The organism is Amycolatopsis sp. AA4, from assembly GCF_002796545.1.
Classification (GTDB): Bacteria; Actinomycetota; Actinomycetes; order Mycobacteriales; family Pseudonocardiaceae; genus Amycolatopsis.
Window position 1 is genome coordinate 1053780 of record NZ_CP024894.1, and the last position, 22965, is coordinate 1076744.

Sequence of the window (22965 nt, forward strand, 5' to 3'; positions counted from 1 at the left end):
GTAAGTATCCGAACGATCGTTTGGCGACTTCCCCCTGGAGGCTGTGATGGCCGACGCCCGGCCCGTAGAGCAGTTCCCGATGGCGCGCGGGCGCTGCCCGTTCGACCCGCCGCCCGGCCTCGGCCGCAAGCTGCGCGACGAGCCGGTGTCGCGCGTGCGGATCTGGGACGGCAGCGAACCGTGGCTGCTCACCCGCTACGAAGACGTCCGTGCGATGCTCGCCGACCCGCGCGTGAGCGCCGATCCCGACCGCGCCGGCTATCCGCCGCAGACGCCCGGGATCAAGGCGCGGCGCAGCCGGTTCAAGTCGTTCATCGGCATGGACGACCCGGAGCACGCCGCCCAGCGCAGGCTGCTCACCGGCGATTTCATGGTGAAGAAGGTCCAGCGGATGCGGCCGCGGATCCAGCAGATCGTCGACGAGCTGCTCGACGGGCTGCTGGCCGGGCCGAAACCCGCCGACCTCGTGCAGGCGTTCGCGCTGCCGGTGCCGTCGCTGGTGATCTGCGAACTGCTCGGCGTGCCGTACGACGACCGCGAGTTCTTCCATCGCTGCAGCAAGATCCTGGTCTCGCGGGAGGCGACCGCCGAACAGTCGCTCGCCGCGGCCGAGGACCTGCAAGGCTATCTCGGACGGCTGGTGAAGAGGAAGATCGACGACCCGGCCGACGACGTGCTCAGCCGTCTCGCGACCGGTCAGGTCGCCACCGGCGCGATGACCGTCGAGGAAGTGGCGTCGATGGGCCAGCTGCTGCTCGTGGCCGGGCACGAGACCACGGCGAACATGATCGCGCTCGGCACGGTCGCGTTGCTGGAGAATCCGGAGCAGCTCGCCGCGGTTCGCGACGGCGACGACGCCTTGCTGGCCAACGCGGTCGAGGAACTGCTGCGTTACCTGACGATCGTCCACTCCGGACGCCGCCGCGTCGCGCTCGAAGACCTGGAGATCGGCGGGCAGACGATCCGCAAAGGGGAGGGCCTGGTCGCGGCGACGGACATCGCCAACCGCGACGAGTCGCAGTTCCCCGAACCGGACAAGCTCGACGTCACCCGCAAGGCGCGCCACCACGTCGCGTTCGGCTACGGCGTGCACCAGTGCCTCGGCCAGCCGCTCGCCCGGGTCGAACTGCAGGTGGTCTACCGGACGCTCTACCGGCGGATCCCGACGCTCCGGCTGGCCGCGCCGCTCGAAGAGCTGAAGTTCAAGCACGACATGGTCGTCTACGGGGTGCACGAACTCCCCGTGACCTGGTGAAAGACATCTCAGGTTGTTAGAAGTCAAGCCGTGTGGGCTGGAGGAGGTGGGAAGGCTTGGTGTTCGTCGTAGAGGCGGTCCGTCTGCAGGCAGTGGTGGAGTTGTCCGAGGAATTTGTTGAACAGGTGGCGTTGGGCTTGGTGGTTCCAGTCTCCGGCGGCGCGGCGGGTGTCGAAGTGGCGTCGTGCGCCGGGGCTGGCTCGCAGCGAGGCGAGCGCCCAGACGGGTCCGACTGCGGCGAGGCGGCGGTTTTTGATGTGGCGGTGCGAGACCACGGTTTTTCGGCCGCTGGCGCGGGTGATCGGTGCGGATCCGGCGTAGGCCTTCAGTCCGCGGGGATCGGTGAAGCGGGTGCGGTCGTCTCCGATTTCGGCGAGCACCCGGGCGCCGGCCAGCAGTCCGAGGCCGGGGAAGCTGGTGATGATCGTGGCGTCCGGGTGCTGTTCAAAATGTGTCCGTGCCGCCTCCGCCAGACTGTCGGAGGCGGCGCAGGCGGCCTCGAATTGGCTCAGCAGAGCCGAAAACTGGATGCCCATCGCGTTCTCCACGATCGGCGGTTGCCGCAGCCGCTCGGACCGGAACACGCCGTGGAGGCGGTCGACGTCGGCATCGACGTTGCGGCGGCGTCCGGCCTTGGTCAGCAGTGTCCGCAGCCGGGCGCGGGTCAGTGTCGCTGCGAGCGCGGGTGTCGGGGCGGCGGCGAGGACGGTGCGGGCGTCGCGGCGGGCCAGGCCGCCCTCGGGCTGTCCGGCGAACGCTTCCAGCGCCGCGGGGTAGAACTCCTTGAGCAGCGACCGGAGCTGGTTGCCCAGCTGCTGGCGGGCCCAGACCGCGTCCTGTTGCGCTCGTGCCAGCACCCGCACCGCTTGGGCCAGTTCGGTGTCGGCCGGCAGCGGTCGGTGCGCGGCCGCGTCGGTGCGCACGATGTTGGCCAGCAGCGCGGCGTCCGCGGCGTCGGACTTCGCGCCCGACACCTGGTGCCGGGCCCGGTAGCGCGATGCCGAGAGGGGGTTGATCGCGTAAATGGTGCGGCCGGTGGAGCGCAGCGCGGCGACGAGCAGCCCGTGGTCGGTTTCGATGCCGACCGGGATCTGCGCGTCGGCGGTGTCTCCGGCCTCGGCGAGCAGGTCGAGCAGCCGGGCGAACCCGGTGGCGTCGTCGCCGATGCGGGCTTTGGCGATCACGGTTGCGGTGTCGTCGATGATGGCGACGTCGTGGTGGGATTCGGCCCAGTCGATGCCGCAGAACAGTGTCAAACCGTCACGTTTCCTTTCCTGTTGCTGCTGCTCACGGGTCCAGGCGGGGTCACGCAGCGCCCTAATCGCGGGACTCGGCGGTCCGTCATCTCAGTAGCCGTTCGTGACTCCAGCACACCGCAGGGTCCTCGTTCTGTCGAAGAGCTCGAAGCTCGGGAACACATCGAGAGGTCACCTCCTGCGGCGGACTCGGGCTACGACATCCCACCACCACGATCACCAGTCCACCGGCGGACGCGCCGTTCTTTCACAAGTCGTCGAACGACGGGAACCCACAGGCGTCGCCCGCCGGCGGACCAGCACCAACCGACCCGGTCACGAGCCGGAAGAACTATCCCTACTACCGATTAGGAGCCGCGAGATGAAGGTGGTCGTCGACCAGTCCCGCTGCGTCGGGGCCGGGCAGTGCGTGCTCGTCGCGCCCGAGGTGTTCGACCAGCGCGACGACGACGGGATCGTGGTGCTGCTGCAGGAAAACCCGGCCGCGGAACTGCACGCGCAGGCCAAGGAGGCGGCGCAGCTCTGCCCGGCGCTCGCGATCGAGGTGGACGGCTGAGCACGCGGCCCCGGCGGTCCTTTATCCTGTAAGGGGAAAGGGGTCGCCGGTGGTCGTGTTCGCGGGGCAGGGCGACGCCCGCCGTTCGATGGAACTGCTGTGGCGCGCGGGCGGCGAACCGCGCAGCGCGCCGGGGCCGAAGCCCGCGTTGAGCGTGGACCTCATCGTGCGCGCGGCGATCGAACTCGCGGACGCCGAGGGCATGTCGGCGTTGTCGATGCGCGCGGTCGGCGAGCGGCTCGGGCGCACGGCGATGGCGCTGTACACGTACGTGCCGAGCAAGACCGAGCTGATCGACTTGATGTGCGACCAGGTGTTCGGCGATCTGCGCGCCGACCACGACCTGTCCGGCGGATGGCGTCCCGCGTTGTTCGAGCTGGTCGGCGACCTGTGGGAATTCCACCTGCGGCACCCGTGGCTGCTGCAGGTTTCCTACGCGCGGCCGGTGCTGGGTCCGGGCGAGTTCCGGATGCAGGAAACGGTGCTGCGGGTGCTGTTCGCGACCGGCCTGCCCGCCGGTCAGGTGCGGCGGCTGGTGGGCACGCTGCTCAACGTCGTGCGCGGCGCGGTGCAGATCGCCGCCGAATCGCGGTTGGCGTCGAAGGAAACCGGACTGTCCGATGAGGACTGGTGGCGGGCGCGTACGTCGGCGCTCGGCGAGCTGGCCCCGGATCTGGCCGAGCGATACCCGCATGTCGCGCGGCTCGGCGAGGACAGCTCGCCGCCACCGCCCGCCGGGGTGTCCTATTTGGAGCACGAAGCGCGGCTGAGTTTCGAAGCCGGAGTGGCGGTGCTGGCGGACGGGATCGAGGCGGCTATCGCTTGCGCGCCTCGATCAGGTACCGAGTAGTCGTCGCGACGAACGGGCCCTGCCGCAGCTCCTCGTGCAATTCGCGCAGCCGCGGCAGGTACTCGTCCACGGTGAAGCCCGGGACCATCCAGATCACCTTGCGCAGGAAGTAAATCACCGCACCGATGTCGTGGAATTCAGTGCGCAGCTCCTCGAAGCGTAGATCCACCACCTCCAGCCCGGCCTTCTCCGCCTCGGCCTTCGCGCGGTCCGGGTGCCGGCCATTGCGCACTTCCGGCGGCTGCGGTCCGAGGAAATACTCGACCAGCTCGAACACACTCCACGGCCCGACCTGCTGCGACAGATAACTGCCGCCCGGCTGGAGGACGCGGGCGATCTCGTCCCACCAGACGGTGACCGGATGCCTGCTGACCACCATCTCGAAGGTGTTGTCCCGAAACGGAAGCGGCGGCTCGTCCGTGTCCGCTATGACGGTCGCACCCCGCGGTTCCAGCAACGCGGCAGCCTTCGTGATATTCGGCGGCCACGATTCGGTGGCGACCGTCAGCGGCGGCAGGACCGGCACCCCGGCCAGCACTTCGCCGCCGCCGGTCTGGATGTCCACAACGGACTGGACGTGCCGCAGCCGTTCGCCGAGCAGCCGCTGATACCCCCAGGACGGCCGCTGTTCGCTGGCCCGGCCGTCGAGCCAGGAGAAATCCCAGCCGTCCACGGACGCCGACGCGGCCTCGTCCACCAGTTCGTCGAAGGTGCGCATCAGGCGATCGTCACAAATCAACCGCGGGCGGGCCACTCGATTTCCGCTGCGGCGCGGGCGGCACCGGTTTGGCCGCGACCACCGCGGCCAGCGGGACGACCACCAGACCGCGCTTGGTTTCCACGGTGCAGGTCTCGGCGTCGCAGGCGCGCAAGGGACCCAGGGCGTCGGTGAACCCGCCCTCGATCCGGTACCGCACGACGACCCGCGTGCCCAGCGGGAGTTCGGTCAGCGGGGTCACCGCGCGAGGTGCGCGTTCAGTTCGTCGTCGCTCGGCTCCACGAGGTGGCTGCCGTCCGCGAAGACGATGGTCGGGATGCGGCGGGCGCCGTCCTGCAGCTGGCGTACGCGGGCTTCGGCGGCGGGGTCGGCCTCGACGTCCACGTAGTCGTACTCGACGCCCTTCGCGTCGAGCAGCGCACGGCTGCGTTTGACGTCCGGGCACCAGCTCGCGCCGTAGACGATCGGGTTGCTCATGACACTGCCTCCGAGGTGACGATAGCGGTTTTGTCTTCGGCCGCACCGGGTCGCGGGTGGCCGAGGAAGGTGAGCCAGTCGCGGAACACGCGGTGCACGGCTTCCGCGCCGACGGGTTCGCCGGGCGTCGGGAATTCTCGCGGATACAGCAGGAAGCCGCGCTGCTGCGGTCCGCCGAGGCCGCCGTGCGAGCCGACGTGCCGTTCGAACGGCGAGGACTGGTCGGAGTCCGGGTCGTACCGGCTGTTGATCATGATGTCCGCGCAATGCGGGAAGCTGTCGACGCGCTGGACCAGTTCGGCAGCGTACGGCCCGTAGTCGGCCAGCGGGTCTTCGCCGATCACGACGCCGGTGGCCAGCCGCTTCAGCCCGTCGCGGCCCAGCACCACCGGGCCGAACTCGCGGCTGCGGACCAGCAGGAACCCGACGCCGTCGTGGTCGACCAGCGTCGGCAGCAGGTCCGGGTACTCGCGTTCGATCGTTTCCAGCTCGACCCGGCCCTCGTGCTCGGTGAACGACACCATCGCCAGATGCCCGGACACGACGGCGACCACTCCGGGCGCCACCCGCGTGACCTGCCCTGGCGAGCCAGTCGCGGTGCGCGGCCGGTTCTCGGCTCCTTCCGCGCCTTCGACCCGAGCACGCAGCCGCCGGGCGATCAGGCCGCCGCTCGCGCTCGCCTCGGCCAGCGCGGCGTTGACCTGCCAGCTTTCCGCCTGCCGACGCTTTCCTTGCTCGGCCACGGGAGCACCGCCGCAGAGCCGTCCGACGAGCGCTTCGATGGTCTCGCCGAACCGGTCGACGAACGCCTGGCCCTGCGTTTGCCCGTGATCGGACAGCCCGACGATGTGGTACTTCCGCGGCGAGAGTCGAGCGGCGCGCAGCAGCCGCGCGAACTGCTGGTCGATCGACCGCAGCACTTCCAACGTGTCGAACCGTTCGATGCCGGAGTGGTGCGCGACCTCGTCGTAGCCGAGGAAATCGGCGTACACCACCGGTCGCCCGGCGAGCAGGTCGCCGATGATCGCGGACACCACGACGTCGCGTGCGATCACCGTCGTGCCCGGCCGGGCGAGCGGGTAGAGGCCACCGCGCGGGATCCGGGGCAGCACGCCGGCGCGTCGCTGCTTGGCCGCCGCGGACAGTTCGCGAACGACGTCGGCGAGTGCGACCCCGAAGGTGCGCAACACGTTGACCGGGTTGGCGAAGTAGGCGCGATATCCAGCTCCGACGCGGTCCCGGCGACGCTTGCGCGGCGTGAGCACCGGCACCGAACTCATGGTCAGGCTGACGTGCGGGGCGTCGCCGGAGAACAGGTTGCCGTGGCTCGCGCCCCCGATCGACAGCAGGCCGCGCCCGTCGCTGTGCCGCCGCTCGATCTCGGCCGCGTCGGCCGGATGCGCGCACGCCATGACGTGGTCGCGATCCTTTTCGTACCAGCGGAAACCGAGGATGTCGTGGTTCGAACCGTGCAGGATCCCGCAGACGCTCGCGCCGGTCTGCGAACTCCAGTCGGTGTGCCAGCGGGTGAGCGAATGCGTGCCCTCGGACAGCCATTTGGCGAAGGTCGGCATGTCGCCGTCCCGGACGGCGCGGCGGACGGTGTCGTAGCCGAGACCGTCGATCTGCAGGAAGACCACGCCGGGCGGCTGGTCGGCGAAATCGGTGCGGTGCTTCGCTTTCCGCCGGCGGCGAGCGGCGCGGCGGAAGAAGATTTCGTCCTCGTCGACGGCCAGCACGCTGGAGATCACCGCGCCCACGGCGGACATCGCGACGGTGATGACGACCGCCGTGGAGAAGCCGTGCAGCTCAACGCCGGGTACGGCCTGCAGGATCGCCAACGCCGCGGCGCTGAGCAGGATGTACGTGCCGACGCCGAGGGTGAAGTACGCGATCGGCCACGCCACCCGCACCACGAGCGGCCACACCACCGAGACGAGCAGGCCGAGGATCAGCGCGCACACCGTCGGCTGCCACCACGACTGCATGGAGAACCCGTCGAGCCACGCGTCGAGCAGCCGCAACGCGCCGGTGACCGCCACCCAGACCAGCAGCACGCGCGCGACGACCCGGCCGCCGCGCAACAACCGGCCCTTCGCCGGAGCAGGGGTCGTCATCGGTGTCCTTCCGTCTGGTGAGCCGCCCGTTTCTTGGAGATCAGCGTGGTCACGACGGTCACGAGCAGCACCAGGACGGTGGCGAGCAGCGTGGCGATGAGCGGTGAGTCGAAGATGCCGCCGCTGAGGATGCCGAGCAGCGAGTACGCCACCGCCCACAGCACGCAGGCCAGCAGACCGGACGGCAGGAATTTGCGCCACGGATAGCCGAGCGTGCCCGCGGCGAGCAGCACCGGAATGCGTCCGGCGGGTACCAGGCGGCCGATCACCACGAGTTGCCACCCGCGTCGCGCGAACTGTTCGCGGCCCTTCGCGAGGCGTTCAGCTTGCTGGCGTCGTTCGACAAAGCGCAGGAGGGGTTCACTGCCGAACCTGGGAACGGCGAAGGTGATCACGTCGCCCAGGTACGCGCCCGCTACCGCCAGCAGGATGACCAGGGGGAGCGAGAGGTGGTCGGTGGTCATCGCGACGGCGGCTGCCGCGCCGACGACCGCGCCGGTCGGGACGATCGGGATCACGGAGCCGAGCAGTACTCCGCCGAACAGCGCCGGGTAGCCGATCGCTGACGGGTCAGTCCAATTCACCCGCGCTCCTCGCGGGTCGGGAGCAGGACGTCGGAACCGGGGCGCGTGTGCAGGACCTCGGTGTCCAGGCCTTTGCAGCGGACGTGGTGCGCGAAGGTGCGCGGGGGTTCCACGAGGAGGTGGCGCATTTTCGCGGTCCGGTGGATGCCGGGGACGGCGAGGGTGCCCCAGTGGACCGGGACCGCCGCGCGGGCCTGCAGGAGCGCGGCGGCTTCGGCGGCTCGTTCCGGGGTGAGGTGGCCGGGGCCGAGGTTCGGGCCCCAGCCCCAGACCGGGAGGAGGGCCACGTCGACTGGACCCAGGTCGGCCATGCCGGGGAAGAGGTCGGTGTCGCCTGCGGAGTAGATCCGGTGGTTGTCGCCCTCGAGGAGGTGGCCCAGGGCGGGGCTTTGCGGGCCGTGGGTGAGGCGCGGGCCCCAGCGGTGGCCGGAGTGGACGGCCGTGGTGGCGGTGATGTGCAGGTTGCCGGAGGTGATGGTTTGGCCTGGGGAGAGTTCTTCTACCTCGGTGAAGCCCTGTTTGGCGAGCCAGGAGCCTGCGCCTCGGGGGACGACGATTCTCGTGGTTTTGCCCAGGAGTTTCAGGGAGGGGAGGTGGAGGTGGTCGCCGTGGAGGTGGGAGATGAGGACGAGGTCCACTCCGGTCCAGGCGGCTACGTCGGGTTTCGGGACTACCCGGGTGAGGGGGCCGATCCAGCGGGTGAGGACTGGGTCGGTCAGGGCGACCTGTCCGGCTAGTTCCACGCGGGTGGTCGCGTGGCCTAGGAAGTGGAGGTTCGGGCTGGTCACGGTGTCGAGTATTGCTGGATGGGGGCCGGGATGCTCGGTGGAGTGGTGGGGGGCACCCTTTGAGGGGGCCTGTGTCGGCTCGTCGCCTGGCGGCGACATTGCCGGTGAGTTGGTTGCGTGGGGCACCCCGAAGTTTCATTGTGCTGACGGGCGGTGGGTGCTTGTCAAGGCGGGAAAGATGCCTTGACAAGCACCCACCGCCCGCAGGGAGGCTTCGTATCGGGGTTGGGGGAGGGGCTGGGTGCCACGCTGTTTGGGTGTATTGGCGGCGGTGTTTGTTGTTCTTACTGGCTGTGCGAGGTGAGTAGGGGCTTGGGGCCCCGTGGGGTGCCGGTGCAGCCTGGGTGTTGGAGGGCTTTCGCGGTGTCGATGGGGGCTGCTGCTGCGGTGTGGAGTTGGGTGTTTCGGACTCGGTCCAGTTCTTCGTCGGTGTATCGGGCGGATTTCTGGTGCCAGTTCGCGATGCCGGTCATCAGGTTTTTCAGCAGGTCTGCGTAGTCGGTGAGGGTGTTTCGTGCTTCCTCGTCCAGGCCGTAGTCGGCGAAGAGGCCGGGCAGGCCTACCTCTACTGCGTGGCGGAATTCGGTCAGCCTTGCTTCTGCCAGGTCGGCGACGATTTGGATGGCTCGGTCTTGGTCTACGTCCAGGAAGGACCTGACTACCAGCACCGCGTTGTGCAGGGCGCCTTCGTATTCTATTTCTTTGCGGTAGGAGAACAAATCGTTGATCAGCCAGGCGTAGTCGGCGGCCGAATCCTCCAGTGCTTCGATGACCCGGTTCCGGTGGATTTCCGGCGGTACCGTGCGGCTGTTGGTCAAGCGGCTGATGCTGGTCACCAGTTCGGAACCGAAGGTGCGGCGGCGCATTTCGACGTAGTCGATCGGGTCCGGGATGCGGTTTTGGGCCTGGTTGGCCACTTCCCACACCCAGGAGTCGATCATGGACTCGACGGTGGCGCGGAAGGCTTCGCGTTCGGCGGGGCTCAGTGGGCCGGTGGTGCGTTGCCACAGGTTGGCCAGGCCGGTTTCCAGCGCCGTTTGCGGGGTGGGCGGGGGTTTGCCGTCGGTGGGCATGAAGAGTTTGAGGCGTTCGGTGGTCAGTCTGGCGGCGGAAAGGTCGTGGGAGAGGGCCTCCGTGTAGTAGTCGTCGGCGTAGGTGCCCCAGGTGAGCCAGTCGGTGGTGAGGGACAGTTGCTCCGGGGGCGCGGCGGGGCAGAGGCCTGCGGAGGCCACCGGTATATCGATCTTGTGCAAGCGGGTGGCGTCCCAGACTCCCTCCGAGAGGAAGCCCATGCGTCGCGGCCAATCGGTGATTTTCTTGCGTTCCGCGGCTAGGTGCGGGCTCAGTTGCAGGCGGAAGGGCAAAGGGAGTGAGGGAAGGGCGACGGGGCCCAGTTGTTCGTGGGGTTGGTGGGTGAAGGCTCGGGTGCGTTGAGGGGCGGTGGCGGTGACGGAGCGGAAGATTCGGGCGGCGGAGGTGCCTAGTCCGGTTGGGCCGCCGAGTATTTCCGGGCCGCTGAGGGTGTCCAGGGCGCCTTTGTTCATGTAGCGGCTTGAGCGCAGGTGCCATTCGTGCCCGCCGGATTGCCAGTCTTGCAGGCCTTTGACGTACGCGAGGGTTTCGGCTCGTCCGGCTGGTTGTACGTCGTGTTCGTCGAAGAGCGCTGGGACTTCGGTGACGGCGGTGTGTTCGAACTGGTGCAGGCGCGAGGTGAGCAGATTGTTTACCGCGTCCGCGGCCTCTTGGGTGGAGCAGCCGAGGAACTTTTCGAAGACCAGGACACTGTTGGAAAGTTCGCCCTCGTCCTCGACTTCCCGCTGGTAGGAGAAGAGGTCGTTGCGGAGGTGCACGGCGTCGGCGAAGCAATCGCGCAGGACTTCCATCGGGCGTTTCGCGGCGATTTCGTCGGGAACCTCGGCGTTCAGCGAGTGTTCGATCAGGTTCGCGGACCAGGGGGCGCCGCCGACTTTGCGGCGCATGGCGACGTACTCGATGGGGTTCGCGATCCGGCTTTCGTTGATGTTGGCCAGTTCCCAGAGGGATTCGTCGAGAAGGTTGCGGGTGCTTTCGCGGAAGCGGTGCCGCCAGCCTGCTGACCGATGCGGGACGGTGCGGTTCCACAGGTCGGTCAGGCCGCGTTCGACGGGGTTTTCCGGGGTTTCGGTGATTTCGCCTTCGGCGGGCATGAAACGCGCGATCCGGTCGAGGTAAGCGCGGGCGTGTTCGATGTCGCCGGTGCGTTTGAAGAGTTCCAGGAAATGGTCGTCAAAATAGAATACCCAGACGTACCAGTCCGTGACGAGGTCGAGTTCCCGCGGGGCGGCGTCGGGATGGGTGTAGGAGCACAGCAGCGCGTAATCGTGGGAGTCGAGGTCGTGCTCGTTCCAGATGACGGTGCCGTGCTGGGGCACGTCGATCATGTCCATCGAGTACGCCCACGCCTTGCTGTGCTTCCGCGCGCCGTCCAGGTGCGGGTTCAGCCGGGCCGGGTAGGACAGATAGAACTCGGGCAGGACGAACGGCTGCACGCGTGCTCCCTCGCCGTCGCGGGTACCGACTCCACGAGGCAAACAGACCGCCCCGGCGCGGCGGAAGCCCTGCCACTCGGCCGATCCGGGGGATCGCCCGTGCGGACCAGCGCGGCCCGCGGAGAGGGTGCCGTTGCGTGCTGCCGCGTCGCTCGACGGTGGACGGCGGGCCGACATCCGGGGGCTGGGCGGTGGCGGTCATTGTCCGCCGGACAGTTTCTTGCAACGTGTGCAAACTGGAGTATCCTCAGATTTTCACACGATGGCAAAGCGGCCAGATCCCCTGTCGGTCACCTCTTCGAGAAACCCAGCGGGCGTGGTGGGCGGGGGAGGCGGCGGCGCCGTCCCGTCCTAGGAGTGACGCTTATGTCGCCTGGTCCCCACACCTCCCGATCTCGTCGGAGACGGCGCGGCGCGCTGGTCGCCGCTGTCGTGCTCGGCGCCGCGGGCACGCTTCCGGTGAGTACCGCCGTCGCGGCCACCACGTCCGGCGGGGTGCTTTACCGGCCCAGCACCGCCAGCGGATCCACTGAGGACGCGAGCTATCCGCGCGTCATCCGCCTCGCGCACAACGGCAGCGCGAACGGCACCCTGCTGGCCACGTTCTCCCATTCCGGCACCGGCGTCGGGAAGGCGAACTTCCCGATCTACCGCTCGACCGACAACGGCGTCACCTGGACGTCCTCGCCGATCAGCACGGTCACCGACACCCAGCACGGCTGGGATCTCGACGGCCCGACGCTCTACGAACTGCCGCGCGCCGAAGGATCGTTGCCCGCCGGCACGCTGCTCGCCGCGGGCACTGCCTGGAACCACGGCGACTACACGCAGCAGGCGGTCGAGGTTTTCGTGTCCACCAATCAGGGCGCGAGCTGGACCTACCGCAGCTCGTGCGCGGCCGAGTCCGGCATGGCGAACACGATCGGCCACGGCATCTGGGAGCCGGAGTTCGCCACCACCGACCACGGGCTCATCTGCTATTTTTCCGACGAACGCTCGTCGGTGAACAACTACGCCCAGGTGCTCGCGCACGCGGTCTCCACCGACGGCGGCCTCACGTGGGGCAACGAGGTCTACGACGTCGCCCTGCAGAACGGCGTCGACCGGCCCGGGATGGCCACCGTCGTCCCCTTGCCCAACGGCACGTACGCGATGACTTATGAGGACTGCAAAGCCGGTGCCGACCCGGACCAGGCCTGCGACGTCTACTTCAAGACGTCGCCGGACGCCGAAGCGTGGAACCCCGGCAGCCTCGGCACCCGGATCGAGACCGCCGACCACCGGTTCCTGCTGCACACGCCGTACCTGACGTGGTCCCCGGCGGGCGGCGCGAACGGCACGCTCATCGCGTCCGGCCAGCGGGTCGTCGCGGGCACGGACGGTTCGCTGGCGATCCAGCCGGAGGACGGGCACGTGCTGTTCGTGAACCGGAACCTCGGATCCGGTCCGTGGCAAGAGATCACGACGCCGGTGACCACCGCGCCGACCGGCGGCTACGACGCGGGCGAGACGGCCTGCGCCGGGTACAGTTCGCCGCTGCTCGGCGCGCCCTCGGGCAACACGTTCCTGATGCTCGCGGGCACGCATTTGTCCACCGGCAAATGCGAAACCGACTTCGGCACGGCGACGCTGCCGAACGCGCAGGGTCGGATCACCGGCCCCGGCACCACCGGCAAATGCGTCGACGTGAACACCAACACGTCGGTCAACGGCAACGCGGTGCAGCTGTACACCTGCGGGATCGCGACCGGACAGCAGTGGTCGCTGGAAACCGACGGCACGATCCGCGCCTTCGACAAATGCCTGAACATCGTCGGCGGCGGCACGGCGAATTCGTCCAAAGTGGAGCTTCGCGATTGCCTAGGCACGGGCGCGCAGCAGTGGCAGGCGCGCGCGGACGGTTCGATTTACAACCCGCAGTCGGGGCGTTGCCTGGACGATCCGCAGGCGCAGACGGCGGATGGCACACAGTTGCAGATCTATGACTGCAACGGCTTGTTCACCCAGGTTTGGCACGTTCCAGCCTGAGCAAAAAAGGGGCGGCCAGCTCAGGCTGGCCGCCCCTTCCCCGTTAAGGATCAGTCCCGCGCGCCGCGCCGGTTCAGTTCCTCCACGACCGCCGCGTCCACGAACGTCCGCGCCGTCACCTTGCCGTCCGTTTCCAGCCACAGGTGCAGCCGCGCCGGGCCGCCCGGTGCGGGAACGGTCAGCGGGAAAGTGTCGCTGAGACGGAACGGTTTAGCTTGCGCGGCAAGCGAAGCGGATGCAGCAGGCAGGTTTCGGGAACCCGACGCACCCCAGCCCGCGTGCAGTGTTCCCGCGATCGGTTCCTGGCCGGTGTGCGAGACGTGCACGTCAAGGGTCAGCGGTTCGTTCGGGACCGGCAGGTCGGCACCGGCGTGTGCGGGCACGAGGTCGACCACCAGGGTCGTCGCCGCGAAGGCGTCGGCCGGGTTCAGTCCGCCCCAGTCCTTCGGCCGCCGGTGCGCGTCCAGCAGGCCCGCCATCTCGTGTTCCACGTCGGTCAGTTCGGTGTAGATATACCCGGAAAACCGGTCGTGCCTGCGGATTTCCTGGGTCTGCCAGCGCACGTGCCAGGCCCGTTCCAGGCTGGTGAACCCGGCCCCGTACTCGCTGTTCAGCACCGGCACGCCGGAGCGTGGAAAGTCGGCCGAACCGTAGAACGATTTGTCGACCAGGAAATCCGGCCGCAGCTTGACCTCGAACGACTCCCTCTCGCCGGACGCGAGCGCGGCGAGGTTTTCCGCCCAGTTGCGCGGGTTTTCGTCGTAGTAATGCCAGTCGACCAAATCCGTCTTGACGTGCGCCCAGCCGGAGTTCTCCACGATCGGCCGCGTGTCGTCGAGCGAGCGCATGAGGTCGTAGGCCCGCACGGCCGCGGCGGCGCGCTCCGGGCTGCCCGGGATGTCCCAGTCCAGGCCCCATTCTTCGTTGTACAGCCCCCAGATCACGATCGACGGATGGTTGCCGTCGCGGCGCACGAGATCCGGCAGTTGCGCCTCGAACGCCGCCGCGGCGGCCGGGCTGAACCGGCTCGGAGCGGGCGGTTCGGCCCAGATCAGCATCCCGGTCCGGTCGGCGTGGTCGAGCCACCGCGGTTCCTCGAACTTCAAATGCTTGCGCACCAGCGAAAAACCGAGTTCGCGCGCCAGGTCGAGGTCGCGAACCAGAGCTTCGTCGTCCGGTGCGGTGAGCCCGGATTCCGGCCAGTAGCCCTGGTCGAGCACGCCTCGCACGTACAGCCGTTCCTCGTTGAGGTACAACGCCTCACCGCGCGTTTCGATCCTGCGGAGGCCGCCGGTCACGGTCAGCCGGTCGGCGTAGTCGCCTTCGCCGACGGTGAGCGCGATGGAGTACAGATGCGGTGATTGCGGGCTCCACAATTGCGGGGAAGGAACCTCCAAGCGACCGGAGAAACGCCCGTCCCGCACCGAAAGAACAGTCTCGCGGCCTTCCAGGAGTGCGACCACGGACGCGCTTTCTGGGGCGTCCCCGGCGAGTTCGCCAACGATGTCAAAGCCGGTCAGCGAATCCCCGCGTACGGAAACTTCAGCGGCGTAAGTGCGTCCGCGAGCTTCGAGCCAGACGCTCTGCCAGATCCCGGACGTCGGCGTGAACGAGACGCCGTCGTAGTCGTCCCGCGGGATCGAACGTTGTTTGCCGTGCGGGATTTCGCGTTTGTCCGCAGGCGCGTCGACCTCGACGGTCAGCTCGGCGGCCCGGCCCGGCTCCAGCACGTCGGTGACGTCGAACTCGAACGAACTGTGCCCGCCGACGTGCGAACCGAGGACCGCTCCGTCGATCGAGACGACCGCTCGGTGATGCACCGCGCCGAAGCACAGTGCCACCCGATGTCCCGCCCACTCCGAAGGAACCGTGATCGTGCGCGTGTAGACCGCGTGCTCCAGCCAGGTCCGGTGCACTCCGGAAGCCGGTGTCTCCCAAGCGAACGGGACGGTGATCGAATCGGGCGCCCCGTCGTCCGCGGCGAACTGCCAGCGGCCGTTGAGGCTCAGCCACCGCGCGGACCGGTCCCGGTCGGGACGCGGATAGCCGGGCCGGGGGACCGCCTCCGCGGCGGTCGGCTCGGCGGCGTTCTCGGCAATCGTCATGGTGTGTCAGCCCTTTACGCTTCCGGCGAGGATGCCGTTGATGAAATGCTTCTGCAGCACGATGAACAGGATCAGGAGCGGGACGAGCGCGACCGACGCGGCGGCGAGCAGTTCGCCGGTCACGGTCGCGTAATCGGCTCCCACCCGGTTGCCCGAGATGTTCTGGGCGAGCGTCGAGAGGACCACCTGGAGGGTGGCCATCCGGCTGGAGCTGGCCGCGACGACCGGCCAGACGAAATCGTTGTAGATGTTCATGATCGTCAGCACGCCGAGCCCGGCGAGACCCGGCCGGATCGCCGGGACCACCACGCGCCAGAAGATGCCGAACTCGCCGCAGCCGTCGACGCGGGCGGCGTCGAGCAGTTCGTCCGGCACCGCCGCGATCACCTGGCGCATCCAGAAGATCGCGAACGCGTCGACCGAACCGGGCAGGATCAGCGCCTGGTAGGTGTTGACCCAGCCGAGTTCCTTCATCTCCAGCAGCAGCGGGATGACCAGCACGATCGTCGGCAGCATCAGGGTGAGCAGCACCGCGCCGAAGATCAGGTTCCGGCCGGCGAACCGGTACTTCGCGAACGCGTAGGCCGCCAGCGGCGCGCAGAACATCGTGATCGCGCCCTTCGCCACGAGCACGAGGCCGGTGTTGATGAACCCGCTGCCGATCGGGACGTCCTGGAACATCCCGCGGAAATTGGCGAGGGTGAGCGTCGCCGGATCGAACCCGAGCGGATCGCGGATGATCTCGCCCGCCGGTTTGAACGACGACAGGATCGCCCAGACCACCGGCGCGAGCAGCGCGACGGTGAGCACCAGGAGGAACGCGTGCGAGCCGAGCAGCGGCCTGGTCCGTCGTGGACGGACGCCGAGGGTGGTCATGTCAGTCCTCCGCTCGGAGCAGCCGGACGAAAAGCAGCGACACCGCCATCACGACGATCACCAGCAGGAACGAGTTCGCCGCCCCGGTGCCGAGATCCGCGCGGGTGATGTGGTTGTAGAGATAGAGCCCGGCCGTGGTGGTCGAGGTGTACGGGCCGCCTTTCGTCACCACGTACGGTTCGGCGAACATCTGGAACACCGCCAGCGTCTGCAGGACGAGGCTGAACATCAGCGAACGGCGCAGCAGCGGAACGGTGATCGACCACAGCTGGCGCGTCCGGCCCGCGCCGTCGAGCGCGGCGGCCTCGTACAGGCCGCGGTCGATCTGCTGGAGTCCGGAAAGGACGATCAGCACCACGAATCCGGTGGTCTTCCAGAGAAACAGCAGCGCGAGGGTCGGTTTCGCCCATCCGCTCGTGACGAGCCAGCCGACCGGCGGGAGGCCGACCGCGCCGAGCATCGCGTTCACCGCGCCGTTGTCCTGGTCGAACAGCACGATCCAGATCTGCGCGACCGCGACCAGCGGCGTCACGAACGGCACGACGAACGCGACCCGGTAGAACCCGCGCAGCCGCTTGATCGCGTTGAGCAGCACCGCCACGAGCACCGCGAGCACCAGCTGCGCCGGGACGATCAAGAGCCACAGCACGCCGGAGTTGCCGAGCGACGCCCAGAATCCGTTGCTGGTCAGCAGATAGCGGTAGTTGTCGAAGCCGATCCAGTGCGCGGCACCGGATCCGTGCCAGTCGGTGAAGCTCAGCCGCAGCGTGAAGAACAGCGGATACACGCTGAAAGCCAAGAACACCAGCACGAACGGCAGCACGAACACGTACGGCGCGAGCAGGCGGCGCCAGGGGAGAGTGTGCCGCCGACGGCGAGGTGCCCGGGAGCGCGGCTCGACGGCCGGTTCCCGGTACACCTTCGCCGCGGGGGAGGCGGAACGAGTGGTCATTTGCGGTCGATCAGGTTGGTCTGGATGTCCTGGCCCGCCTTGTCGATCACCTGTTGCGGGGTGAGCGTGCCGTCCAGCATTTTCTGCAGGTCAGTGCCGAGGTAGTCGACCGCGCCGGACCACCAGGCCGGGATTGGGGCCCCGCCGGGGATTTCCCGGCCCGCTTCGACGGCGGTCTTCCAGACGTCCTGCCCGCCCATCGCGTCGATGGGCCGGAACAGCGGTTTCGCCGGATCGGCGGCGGGAAGATAGGCCGGGACGGAGGTGTTGAGGCCGCCCGGGTAGACCGCGTTGGGGCCGTAAACGGCGGTGTAGCCCGCCTGGTCGAACATCAGGAAGCGGTAGAGCAGCCAGGCCAGCTTCGGGTTCTTGGCGTCCTTGGGGATGACGAACGACGAGCCGCCCATCGCGCCGCTGCGAGCGCCGCCCGCGGTCCACGCCGGCAGCGGCATCGCCCGCCAGTCGCCCTTGGACGCAGTCAGCTGCTGCTGCGGCGCGAAGTCGAACCAGATCGCCCACGGGTAGAAGACCTCGTCGGCCGAGTCCAGCGCGCCGACGTCGCTGGGCTTGAGGTACTCGGCGCGGGTGCCGAGTCCTTCCTTGCGGACGGTGTCCAGCCAGGTCAGGATCTGGTGGTACTGCGGGGAATTCAGCCGCAGCTTGCCGTCCGGACCGGCGAGGCCGGTGCCCAGCTGGCTGGCGAACATCTCGAGCTGGAGCTGGCTGTTGAAGGCGTCCTGCTCCAGGTGGATCGGTTTCGCGCCGGGCTTGAACTGCTGGTACTTCTTCGCCGCGGCGAGCAAATCGTCGTAGGTCTTGATGCCGTTCGGGTCGATCCCGGCCGCGCTGAGCGCCTTCGCGTTGTAGAACAGCAGGCCGGGGTCGAGGTCGAAGGGCACGCCGTAGATGCCGCCGCCCACGGTGTTGACGTCGACCTTCTGCTTCGCGATGTCCTTGGTGTAGGGCGCGAGGACGTCCTTGAGATTCCACAGATGGCTGACGTACCGGCCGACCTTGGCGTCGTCGAGGAAGACGCCGTCGGGCACGTCGGTGCCGGTGATCAGCGTGTTCTGCAGTTTGGAGTCGATGTCGACGGCCTCGTGCTTGACCGTGACGCCGGGGTACTTCGCGGTGAACTTCTTGATCGCGGAATCGAAGACCTTGTACAGGTCGCCGGAGCGGTCCCAGACGGTGATCTCGCCCTTCGGCGAGTCCTCGGACGGGGCCTGCAGCACGGCGTTGTCCGCGGCCGGGCCGTCGGAGCTGATGTCCGGACCGCAGCCGCTCAGCCCGGCGACGAGCAGGGTCGCGGCGGCGGCGACGCCGCCGCGGCGGACGCGGAGGCGGGCTGTCCGTCCGCTCCGTCGGAGAGTGGGATTCATGGCACTCCTTTGTGCGGGACGGCGGCAACGCGGCGTGCGGAGAGGTGCCCGCCGTGGATTTGCCAACGTAGGCAAACTGTACGACATGCTTGCACACGTTGCAAAAGGTAGGATGACTTCCGGCGAAGGGGGCTCCATGGCGGCGACGTTGCGGGACGTGGCGGATCGGGCGCAGGTTTCGGTGCGCACGGTGTCGAACGTCGTCAGCGGATACGAGCACGTCAGCGAGAAGATGCGCCAGCGCGTGCTGCGGGCCATCGAGGAACTCGGCTACATCCCGAACCCGGTCGCGCGCACGCTGCGCACCGGCAAGACGGGGCTGCTCTCGCTGGTGGTGCCGGAGATCGACGTGCCCTACTTCAGCCAGCTCGCCCGCGAGGTCATCGACGCCGCCGCGGACCTCGGCTTCCAGGTGATGATCGACCAGACCGGGCACGACCACGAGCGGGAACGCCAGCTGCTGCGCGGCGGGGGCAGGCGCAATCTGTTCGACGGCATGCTGTTCGCGCCGCTCGCGACGGGCGACGAACTGCGCGACGTGGACCCGGCGCGCTCGTCGCCGTTGATCCTTCTCGGCGAGCACGTCTTCGACCACCGCTTCGACCACGTGGCGATCGACAACGTCGTCGCGGCCCACGACGCGACGACGCATCTGCTCGAACGCGGCCGCACTCGGATCGCGGCCCTCGGCGCGCAGCCGAAGGAGATGTACTCGACGCCGTTGCAGCGCACCGAGGGATTCCGCAAAGCGCTCGACGAGCACGGTCTGGAACCGGTGAACGCGCTGCAGGCCACGGCTGCTCACTACGGCCGGGCGGACGGATACGCGGCCACCGCGTCGCTGCTTCGCGAATCTCCGCGCCCGGACGCCATTTTCTGCTATTCCGACCTGCTAGCGATGGGCGCGATCCGCGCGGTGTTCGACGCCGGCCTGCGCGTCCCGGAGGACGTGGCGATCATCGGCATCGACGACATCGAGGAAGGCCGCTACTCCCGGCCCTCCTTGAGCACCGTCTCGCTGGACACGCCGTTCATCGCGCGGACCGCGGTGTCCCGGCTCGCTGCCCGCATCGAGAATCCGGAGCTGCCCGCCGAGGAGTTCGTCGCGCCGCACAAGCTGCTCGCGCGGGAGAGCACCGGAGCGGGAAGCCGGACTGCCGACAGTGTGTGAGGATGCGGGAATGAGCGAAGAAGAACCCCGCGTCTCCCGCAATGACAGCGAAAACCGCTACGAAGTGTATGCGGACGGCAAGCTCGCCGGCTTCGCCGAATACACCCTGAAGGGCACCGAAACCGTCTTCACCCACACCGAGATCGGCGACGAGTTCGGCGGCCGCGGGCTCGGCAAGGTGCTCGCGAAGGCCGCGCTGGACGACGTCGTCGCGCGCGGCGGCGTGATCGTTCCGGTGTGCCCGTTCATCGCCGGGTACCTGCGCAAGAACGAGGGCTACGCCGAGCACGTCCGGTGGCCCGGACAGCACTGACGCAGGTCAGCGACGTCGTTCGGGTTAGCCCACGTGGGCCGAACGGGGTAGTGGTGTCCGGTTCGTCCGCATTTTTTGGTTATTAACCAACCTTCGTCGGTTCCGCGTTGGTTGCCGGGCAACAACAGTGAGGGTCGTCCCACCGGTCGGTTTCAGCCCACCTGGAGGAAGATCCATGACTTCCCGGAAGACGCTCGTCGCCGGATGCACCGCACTGTCGGCCGCGGCCTTGACCGCCGGCATGTGCGTGAACGCAGCCTCGGCCAGCCCGATGGCGTTCGCCCAAATGCAGGCGAAGGCGATCACCCAGGCGACACAGATCGCCGACACGCTCGGCGCCGGAAACGGCGGCATCTACCTCGAACGCGGCAAGGCGGTCCTGAACGTCACCGACGCCGCGGCGCAGGAGAAGGCCAAGGCAGCCGGCTTCGCGACGAAGCTCGTGAAGCACAGCTTCACCGCACTTACCGGCGCGAAGAACCAGATGGACACGGTCAAGAACGTGCCGCAGACGTCGTGGGGCATCGACACCAAGACCAACCAGGTCGTGGTGAAGATCTACGACTCCGCGTCCCAGGCCACGAAGGACAAGGTCGCCGCGGCCGCGGCGAAGCTAGGCGACGCGGCGCGCGTCGAGCACCGTTCGGGCAAGCTCGCCACCTACATCGCGGACGGCGACTCGATCAACAACGGCCAGTTCACCTGTTCGCTCGGCTTCAACGTGACCAGGGGCGGCCAGCCGTACATGCTGACCGCGGGCCACTGCACCAACGAGGGCGGCACCTGGTCCGGCGGCGACGTCTCGGGCGCGCAGGTCGTCGAAAGCGACTGCCCCGGTGCCGACTCCGGCCTGCTGACCCGCCCGAACGGCACCGGTCCGGGCGCGATCAACACCGGCCAGCAGATCACCAGCGCCGCCAGCCCGACCGTCGGCGAGCAGATCCAGAAGATGGGCCAGACGACCGGCGGCGGCAGCGGCGAGGTCACCTCGGTGGACGAGTCGGTCAACTTCGACGTCGGCGTCCTGAACCACGAGTTCGGCACCACCGCCCACACCGACCACGGCGACTCGGGCGGCCCGGCGTACGACGGCGACAAGGGCCTCGGCACCCTCTCCGGCGGCGACACTCAGACCAGCTACTTCTACCCGCTGACTCTGGAACTGCAGTCCTACGGCCTCGAGCTCGCCTGAGGTTTTCAGTTCTCCAGCCCGCCGTCCCTCTTCCGGGGCGGCGGGCTTTTTTCCGATTTTGTCGTACCCCGGGCTTAAAGTTGCCCGCATGAAGCCGAGCCCGGCCCGCACCCTCTGGAACACCATCGAACCGATCCACGCAGTCGTCTACTTCGCCCCGGAACCCGCCGCGGCGGCGAAGGACGTCGGCTTGCGCGGCTGGTGGATGGGCTACTTCGCGGGCCGAGCCGCACCGCTCGGCCCGATCGGACCGGAACCGGTCACGTCGATGTTCTTCGGCTTCGCGCCGCGGATGGTCGAGCGAGCGCTGCCGGACGCGTGGACGTTCGCCTCTCCCGCCGACGTGCTGCGCACCCGAGTGGAAGCGGTCGAAGCGGCGTTGGCGCGGTTGCTCGGGCCGGACACTGTGGACGAACTGGCCGCGCTGCTGGAACAAGCGGCCGCCGCCTGCTCGTTCGACGCGCGCCCACTCGCCGCCGCCTGGTCCGCGGTGCCGCGCCCAGACCGTCCGCTGGCCCGGTTGTGGCTGGCGACCGCTGTCCTGCGCGAACATCGAGGAGACGGCCACGTCCTGGCCGCGGTCGCCTCCGGTCTCACCGGTCTGGAAACCACCCTCACGCACATCGCCACCGGCGCGACTGCCCGCGAGCAAGTCCAGCGCGCCCGAGGCTGGACCGACGAGGAATGGGCCGAGGCAACCGCCACCCTGATCGATCGCGGCCTGCTCGACGCCGAAGGCCTGACCCCCGCCGGCGCGGAAGTCCGTCGAACGATCGAAGAAACCACCGACCGGCTGGCGGCCGCCCCGCTCGAAGCGCTGGGTCCGTCCGGGGTCGACCGGGTGTTGGAGCTGGCGGTCCCGTTGAGCCGACGGATTATCGACAGCGGAGGTGTTCCCGTCCCCAATCCGATGGGCGTGGGCCGTCCTTGAGGTCGATTGCCTGGTTCCCGCTTGCCGCTGAGCCGCAGGTGAGGGCGTAGCCCGCCCTGGTGTCGATTCCCCGGTTCCCCGCTCGACGCACTGGTGACAGGCACGAGAAGGGAGCCCGGGAGATGCTGCTGGAAGGCAAAAACGCGGTCGTGTACGGCGCTGGCGGAGGAATCGGCGGCGCGTTCGCGCGAGCGTTCGCCGAGGAAGGCGCGCGAGTCTTCCTGGCCGGACGCACCCGCGAAAAGCTGGACCGAGTGGCCGACGAGATCCGCGCCGCTGGCGGCACCGCCGACGTCGCGGTAGTCGACGCCCTCGACGAGAAGTCCGTCGACGCCCATGCCGACGCAGTAGTCGAAACCGCGGGCAGCCTCGACATCTCGGTGAACGTGATCAGCCACGGCGATGTCCAGGGAACACCCATGATCGAGATGTCGCTGGCGGATTACGAACAGCCGGTGGTCAACGGCGTGCGCACGACGTTCCTCACCATGCGCGCCGCCGGCCGCCACATGAAACGCCAAGGCAACGGCGTCGTCCTCCTCTTCGGCGGCGACGGAGACCCCGTGCGCAACCACGCGGTCGGCGGCCTGCAAGTGGGGTTCTCGGCGCTGGAAGCGATGCGCCGCCAACTCGCCGCCGAACTCGGCCGCTACGGCGTGCGCACCGTGACCCTGCGGACCGGCGGCGTCCCGGAGACCATTCCCGCGGACTTCCCCGGAGCCGAGGCCCTGGCCGCGGAACTAGCCGAACCCACCATGCTGGGCCGCACGGCAACCCTGGCCGACGTCGGTGCGGTAGCGGCGTTTGTCGCGTCCGACCGAGCCCGCACGATGACCGCGGCGACGGTGAACGTCAGTTGCGGTGCGCTGGTGGATTAGGCCTTTCG

21 protein-coding genes are annotated in these 22965 nt (G+C 68.5%); 9 read left to right on the forward strand and 12 right to left on the reverse strand.

What is annotated here, in order from left to right; all coding sequences use genetic code 11:
• Positions 1-46: 46 nt before the first annotated feature.
• On the forward strand, positions 47-1255 hold the full coding sequence (locus CU254_RS05135; RefSeq protein ID WP_037712604.1) for a cytochrome P450: 1209 nt from the start codon (positions 47-49) through the stop codon (positions 1253-1255).
• Between the two features lie 23 nt (positions 1256-1278).
• On the opposite strand, the gene CU254_RS05140 is transcribed toward CU254_RS05135, so the two are convergent.
• Positions 1279-2511, reverse strand: coding sequence for an IS110 family transposase (locus CU254_RS05140; RefSeq protein ID WP_009072274.1), 1233 nt, complete (start codon positions 2509-2511; stop codon positions 1279-1281).
• A 361-nt stretch (positions 2512-2872) separates the two neighbouring features.
• Between CU254_RS05140 and CU254_RS05145 the strand changes: the two genes are divergently transcribed.
• Entirely contained in the window at positions 2873-3067 is a 195-nt protein-coding gene (locus CU254_RS05145) for a ferredoxin (protein ID WP_009073400.1), read from the forward strand.
• Positions 3068-3116: 49 nt separating this feature from the next.
• On the forward strand, positions 3117-3917 hold the full coding sequence (locus tag CU254_RS05150) for a TetR/AcrR family transcriptional regulator (protein WP_009073402.1): 801 nt from the start codon (positions 3117-3119) through the stop codon (positions 3915-3917).
• Here the strand turns inward: CU254_RS05150 and CU254_RS05155 are convergent.
• From CU254_RS05155 to CU254_RS05185, 7 genes are all read right to left on the reverse strand, one after another.
• A complete protein-coding gene (locus CU254_RS05155) occupies positions 3883-4635 on the reverse strand; it encodes a methyltransferase domain-containing protein (RefSeq protein ID WP_199785803.1) in 753 nt (250 codons plus the stop codon). The genes CU254_RS05150 and CU254_RS05155 overlap by 35 nt on opposite strands.
• A 10-nt stretch (positions 4636-4645) precedes the next feature.
• Positions 4646-4876 carry a hypothetical protein gene (locus tag CU254_RS05160; protein WP_009073407.1) on the reverse strand — a complete coding sequence of 77 codons (231 nt, stop codon included), beginning with the start codon at positions 4874-4876 and terminating at the stop codon, positions 4646-4648.
• Positions 4873-5112 (reverse strand): glutaredoxin domain-containing protein, encoded by a 240-nt coding sequence (locus tag CU254_RS05165; RefSeq protein ID WP_009073409.1) that lies wholly within the window; start codon positions 5110-5112, stop codon positions 4873-4875. The genes CU254_RS05160 and CU254_RS05165 overlap by 4 nt, the downstream gene beginning before the upstream one ends.
• The gene (locus CU254_RS05170; protein WP_009073410.1) at positions 5109-7229 is read right to left on the reverse strand and encodes a phage holin family protein; all 2121 of its coding nucleotides are present in this window, start codon (positions 7227-7229) and stop codon (positions 5109-5111) included. Before CU254_RS05170 ends, CU254_RS05165 begins: the two co-directional genes overlap by 4 nt.
• Positions 7226-7813, reverse strand: a complete 588-nt coding sequence (locus tag CU254_RS05175) for a DedA family protein (RefSeq protein WP_037712605.1) — start codon at positions 7811-7813, stop codon at positions 7226-7228. The genes CU254_RS05170 and CU254_RS05175 overlap by 4 nt, the downstream gene beginning before the upstream one ends.
• Positions 7810-8601: an MBL fold metallo-hydrolase gene (locus CU254_RS05180; protein ID WP_100266706.1), complete on the reverse strand. Its 792-nt coding sequence runs from the start codon at positions 8599-8601 to the stop codon at positions 7810-7812. The genes CU254_RS05175 and CU254_RS05180 overlap by 4 nt, the downstream gene beginning before the upstream one ends.
• Positions 8602-8885: 284 nt before the next feature.
• On the reverse strand, positions 8886-11129 hold the full coding sequence (locus CU254_RS05185) for a terpene synthase (RefSeq protein WP_009073415.1): 2244 nt from the start codon (positions 11127-11129) through the stop codon (positions 8886-8888).
• Between the two features lie 459 nt (positions 11130-11588).
• Here CU254_RS05185 and CU254_RS05190 point away from each other — a divergent pair, with 459 nt between their 5' ends.
• On the forward strand, positions 11589-13157 hold the full coding sequence (locus CU254_RS05190) for a sialidase family protein (RefSeq protein WP_234392801.1): 1569 nt from the start codon (positions 11589-11591) through the stop codon (positions 13155-13157).
• 50 nt (positions 13158-13207) lie between these two features.
• On the opposite strand, the gene CU254_RS05195 is transcribed toward CU254_RS05190, so the two are convergent.
• The 4 genes from CU254_RS05195 to CU254_RS05210 are packed head-to-tail and all read right to left on the reverse strand — an operon-like array spanning position 13208 to position 18472.
• Positions 13208-15262, reverse strand: a complete 2055-nt coding sequence (locus CU254_RS05195; protein ID WP_009073419.1) for a glycoside hydrolase family 2 protein — start codon at positions 15260-15262, stop codon at positions 13208-13210.
• A gap of 6 nt (positions 15263-15268) precedes the next feature.
• The gene (locus tag CU254_RS05200) at positions 15269-16138 is read right to left on the reverse strand and encodes a carbohydrate ABC transporter permease (protein WP_009073421.1); all 870 of its coding nucleotides are present in this window, start codon (positions 16136-16138) and stop codon (positions 15269-15271) included.
• 1 nt (position 16139) lies between these two features.
• Positions 16140-17090: a carbohydrate ABC transporter permease gene (locus CU254_RS05205; protein WP_009073424.1), complete on the reverse strand. Its 951-nt coding sequence runs from the start codon at positions 17088-17090 to the stop codon at positions 16140-16142.
• On the reverse strand, positions 17087-18472 hold the full coding sequence (locus CU254_RS05210) for an ABC transporter substrate-binding protein (RefSeq protein ID WP_009073426.1): 1386 nt from the start codon (positions 18470-18472) through the stop codon (positions 17087-17089). The genes CU254_RS05205 and CU254_RS05210 overlap by 4 nt, the downstream gene beginning before the upstream one ends.
• Before the next feature lie 136 nt (positions 18473-18608).
• Here CU254_RS05210 and CU254_RS05215 point away from each other — a divergent pair, with 136 nt between their 5' ends.
• The 5 genes from CU254_RS05215 to CU254_RS05235 all read left to right on the forward strand — a co-directional run bounded on the left by CU254_RS05215 (position 18609) and on the right by CU254_RS05235 (position 22957).
• Positions 18609-19643 carry a LacI family DNA-binding transcriptional regulator gene (locus tag CU254_RS05215; RefSeq protein ID WP_009073428.1) on the forward strand — a complete coding sequence of 345 codons (1035 nt, stop codon included), beginning with the start codon at positions 18609-18611 and terminating at the stop codon, positions 19641-19643.
• Between the two features lie 10 nt (positions 19644-19653).
• Positions 19654-19956, forward strand: a complete 303-nt coding sequence (locus CU254_RS05220) for a GNAT family N-acetyltransferase (protein ID WP_037712608.1) — start codon at positions 19654-19656, stop codon at positions 19954-19956.
• A 175-nt stretch (positions 19957-20131) separates the two neighbouring features.
• Positions 20132-21148 carry a S1 family peptidase gene (locus CU254_RS05225; RefSeq protein ID WP_037712611.1) on the forward strand — a complete coding sequence of 339 codons (1017 nt, stop codon included), beginning with the start codon at positions 20132-20134 and terminating at the stop codon, positions 21146-21148.
• Between the two features lie 88 nt (positions 21149-21236).
• Positions 21237-22079, forward strand: coding sequence for a hypothetical protein (locus tag CU254_RS05230; protein WP_037712612.1), 843 nt, complete (start codon positions 21237-21239; stop codon positions 22077-22079).
• A 122-nt stretch (positions 22080-22201) separates the two neighbouring features.
• Complete coding sequence (locus tag CU254_RS05235; RefSeq protein WP_009073437.1) at positions 22202-22957, forward strand: SDR family NAD(P)-dependent oxidoreductase; 756 nt, start codon at positions 22202-22204, stop codon at positions 22955-22957.
• Positions 22958-22965: the final 8 nt, after the last annotated feature.

Excerpts from the sequence above, each read along its gene's own strand:
- CU254_RS05135 (WP_037712604.1), top strand. The coding sequence starts at position 47 with ATGGCCGACGCCCGGCCCGTAGAGCAGTTCCCGATGGCGCGCGGGCGC.
- CU254_RS05145 (WP_009073400.1), top strand. The coding sequence starts at position 2,873 with ATGAAGGTGGTCGTCGACCAGTCCCGCTGCGTCGGGGCCGGGCAGTGC.
- CU254_RS05155 (WP_199785803.1), bottom strand. The coding sequence starts at position 4,635 with ATGCGCACCTTCGACGAACTGGTGGACGAGGCCGCGTCGGCGTCCGTG.
- CU254_RS05165 (WP_009073409.1), bottom strand. The coding sequence starts at position 5,112 with ATGAGCAACCCGATCGTCTACGGCGCGAGCTGGTGCCCGGACGTCAAA.
- CU254_RS05170 (WP_009073410.1), bottom strand. The coding sequence starts at position 7,229 with ATGACGACCCCTGCTCCGGCGAAGGGCCGGTTGTTGCGCGGCGGCCGG.
- CU254_RS05195 (WP_009073419.1), bottom strand. The coding sequence starts at position 15,262 with ATGACGATTGCCGAGAACGCCGCCGAGCCGACCGCCGCGGAGGCGGTC.
- CU254_RS05200 (WP_009073421.1), bottom strand. The coding sequence starts at position 16,138 with ATGACCACCCTCGGCGTCCGTCCACGACGGACCAGGCCGCTGCTCGGC.
- CU254_RS05205 (WP_009073424.1), bottom strand. The coding sequence starts at position 17,090 with ATGACCACTCGTTCCGCCTCCCCCGCGGCGAAGGTGTACCGGGAACCG.
- CU254_RS05210 (WP_009073426.1), bottom strand. The coding sequence starts at position 18,472 with ATGAATCCCACTCTCCGACGGAGCGGACGGACAGCCCGCCTCCGCGTC.
- CU254_RS05215 (WP_009073428.1), top strand. The coding sequence starts at position 18,609 with ATGGCGGCGACGTTGCGGGACGTGGCGGATCGGGCGCAGGTTTCGGTG.
- CU254_RS05220 (WP_037712608.1), top strand. The coding sequence starts at position 19,654 with ATGAGCGAAGAAGAACCCCGCGTCTCCCGCAATGACAGCGAAAACCGC.
- CU254_RS05225 (WP_037712611.1), top strand. The coding sequence starts at position 20,132 with ATGACTTCCCGGAAGACGCTCGTCGCCGGATGCACCGCACTGTCGGCC.
- CU254_RS05230 (WP_037712612.1), top strand. The coding sequence starts at position 21,237 with ATGAAGCCGAGCCCGGCCCGCACCCTCTGGAACACCATCGAACCGATC.
- CU254_RS05235 (WP_009073437.1), top strand. The coding sequence starts at position 22,202 with ATGCTGCTGGAAGGCAAAAACGCGGTCGTGTACGGCGCTGGCGGAGGA.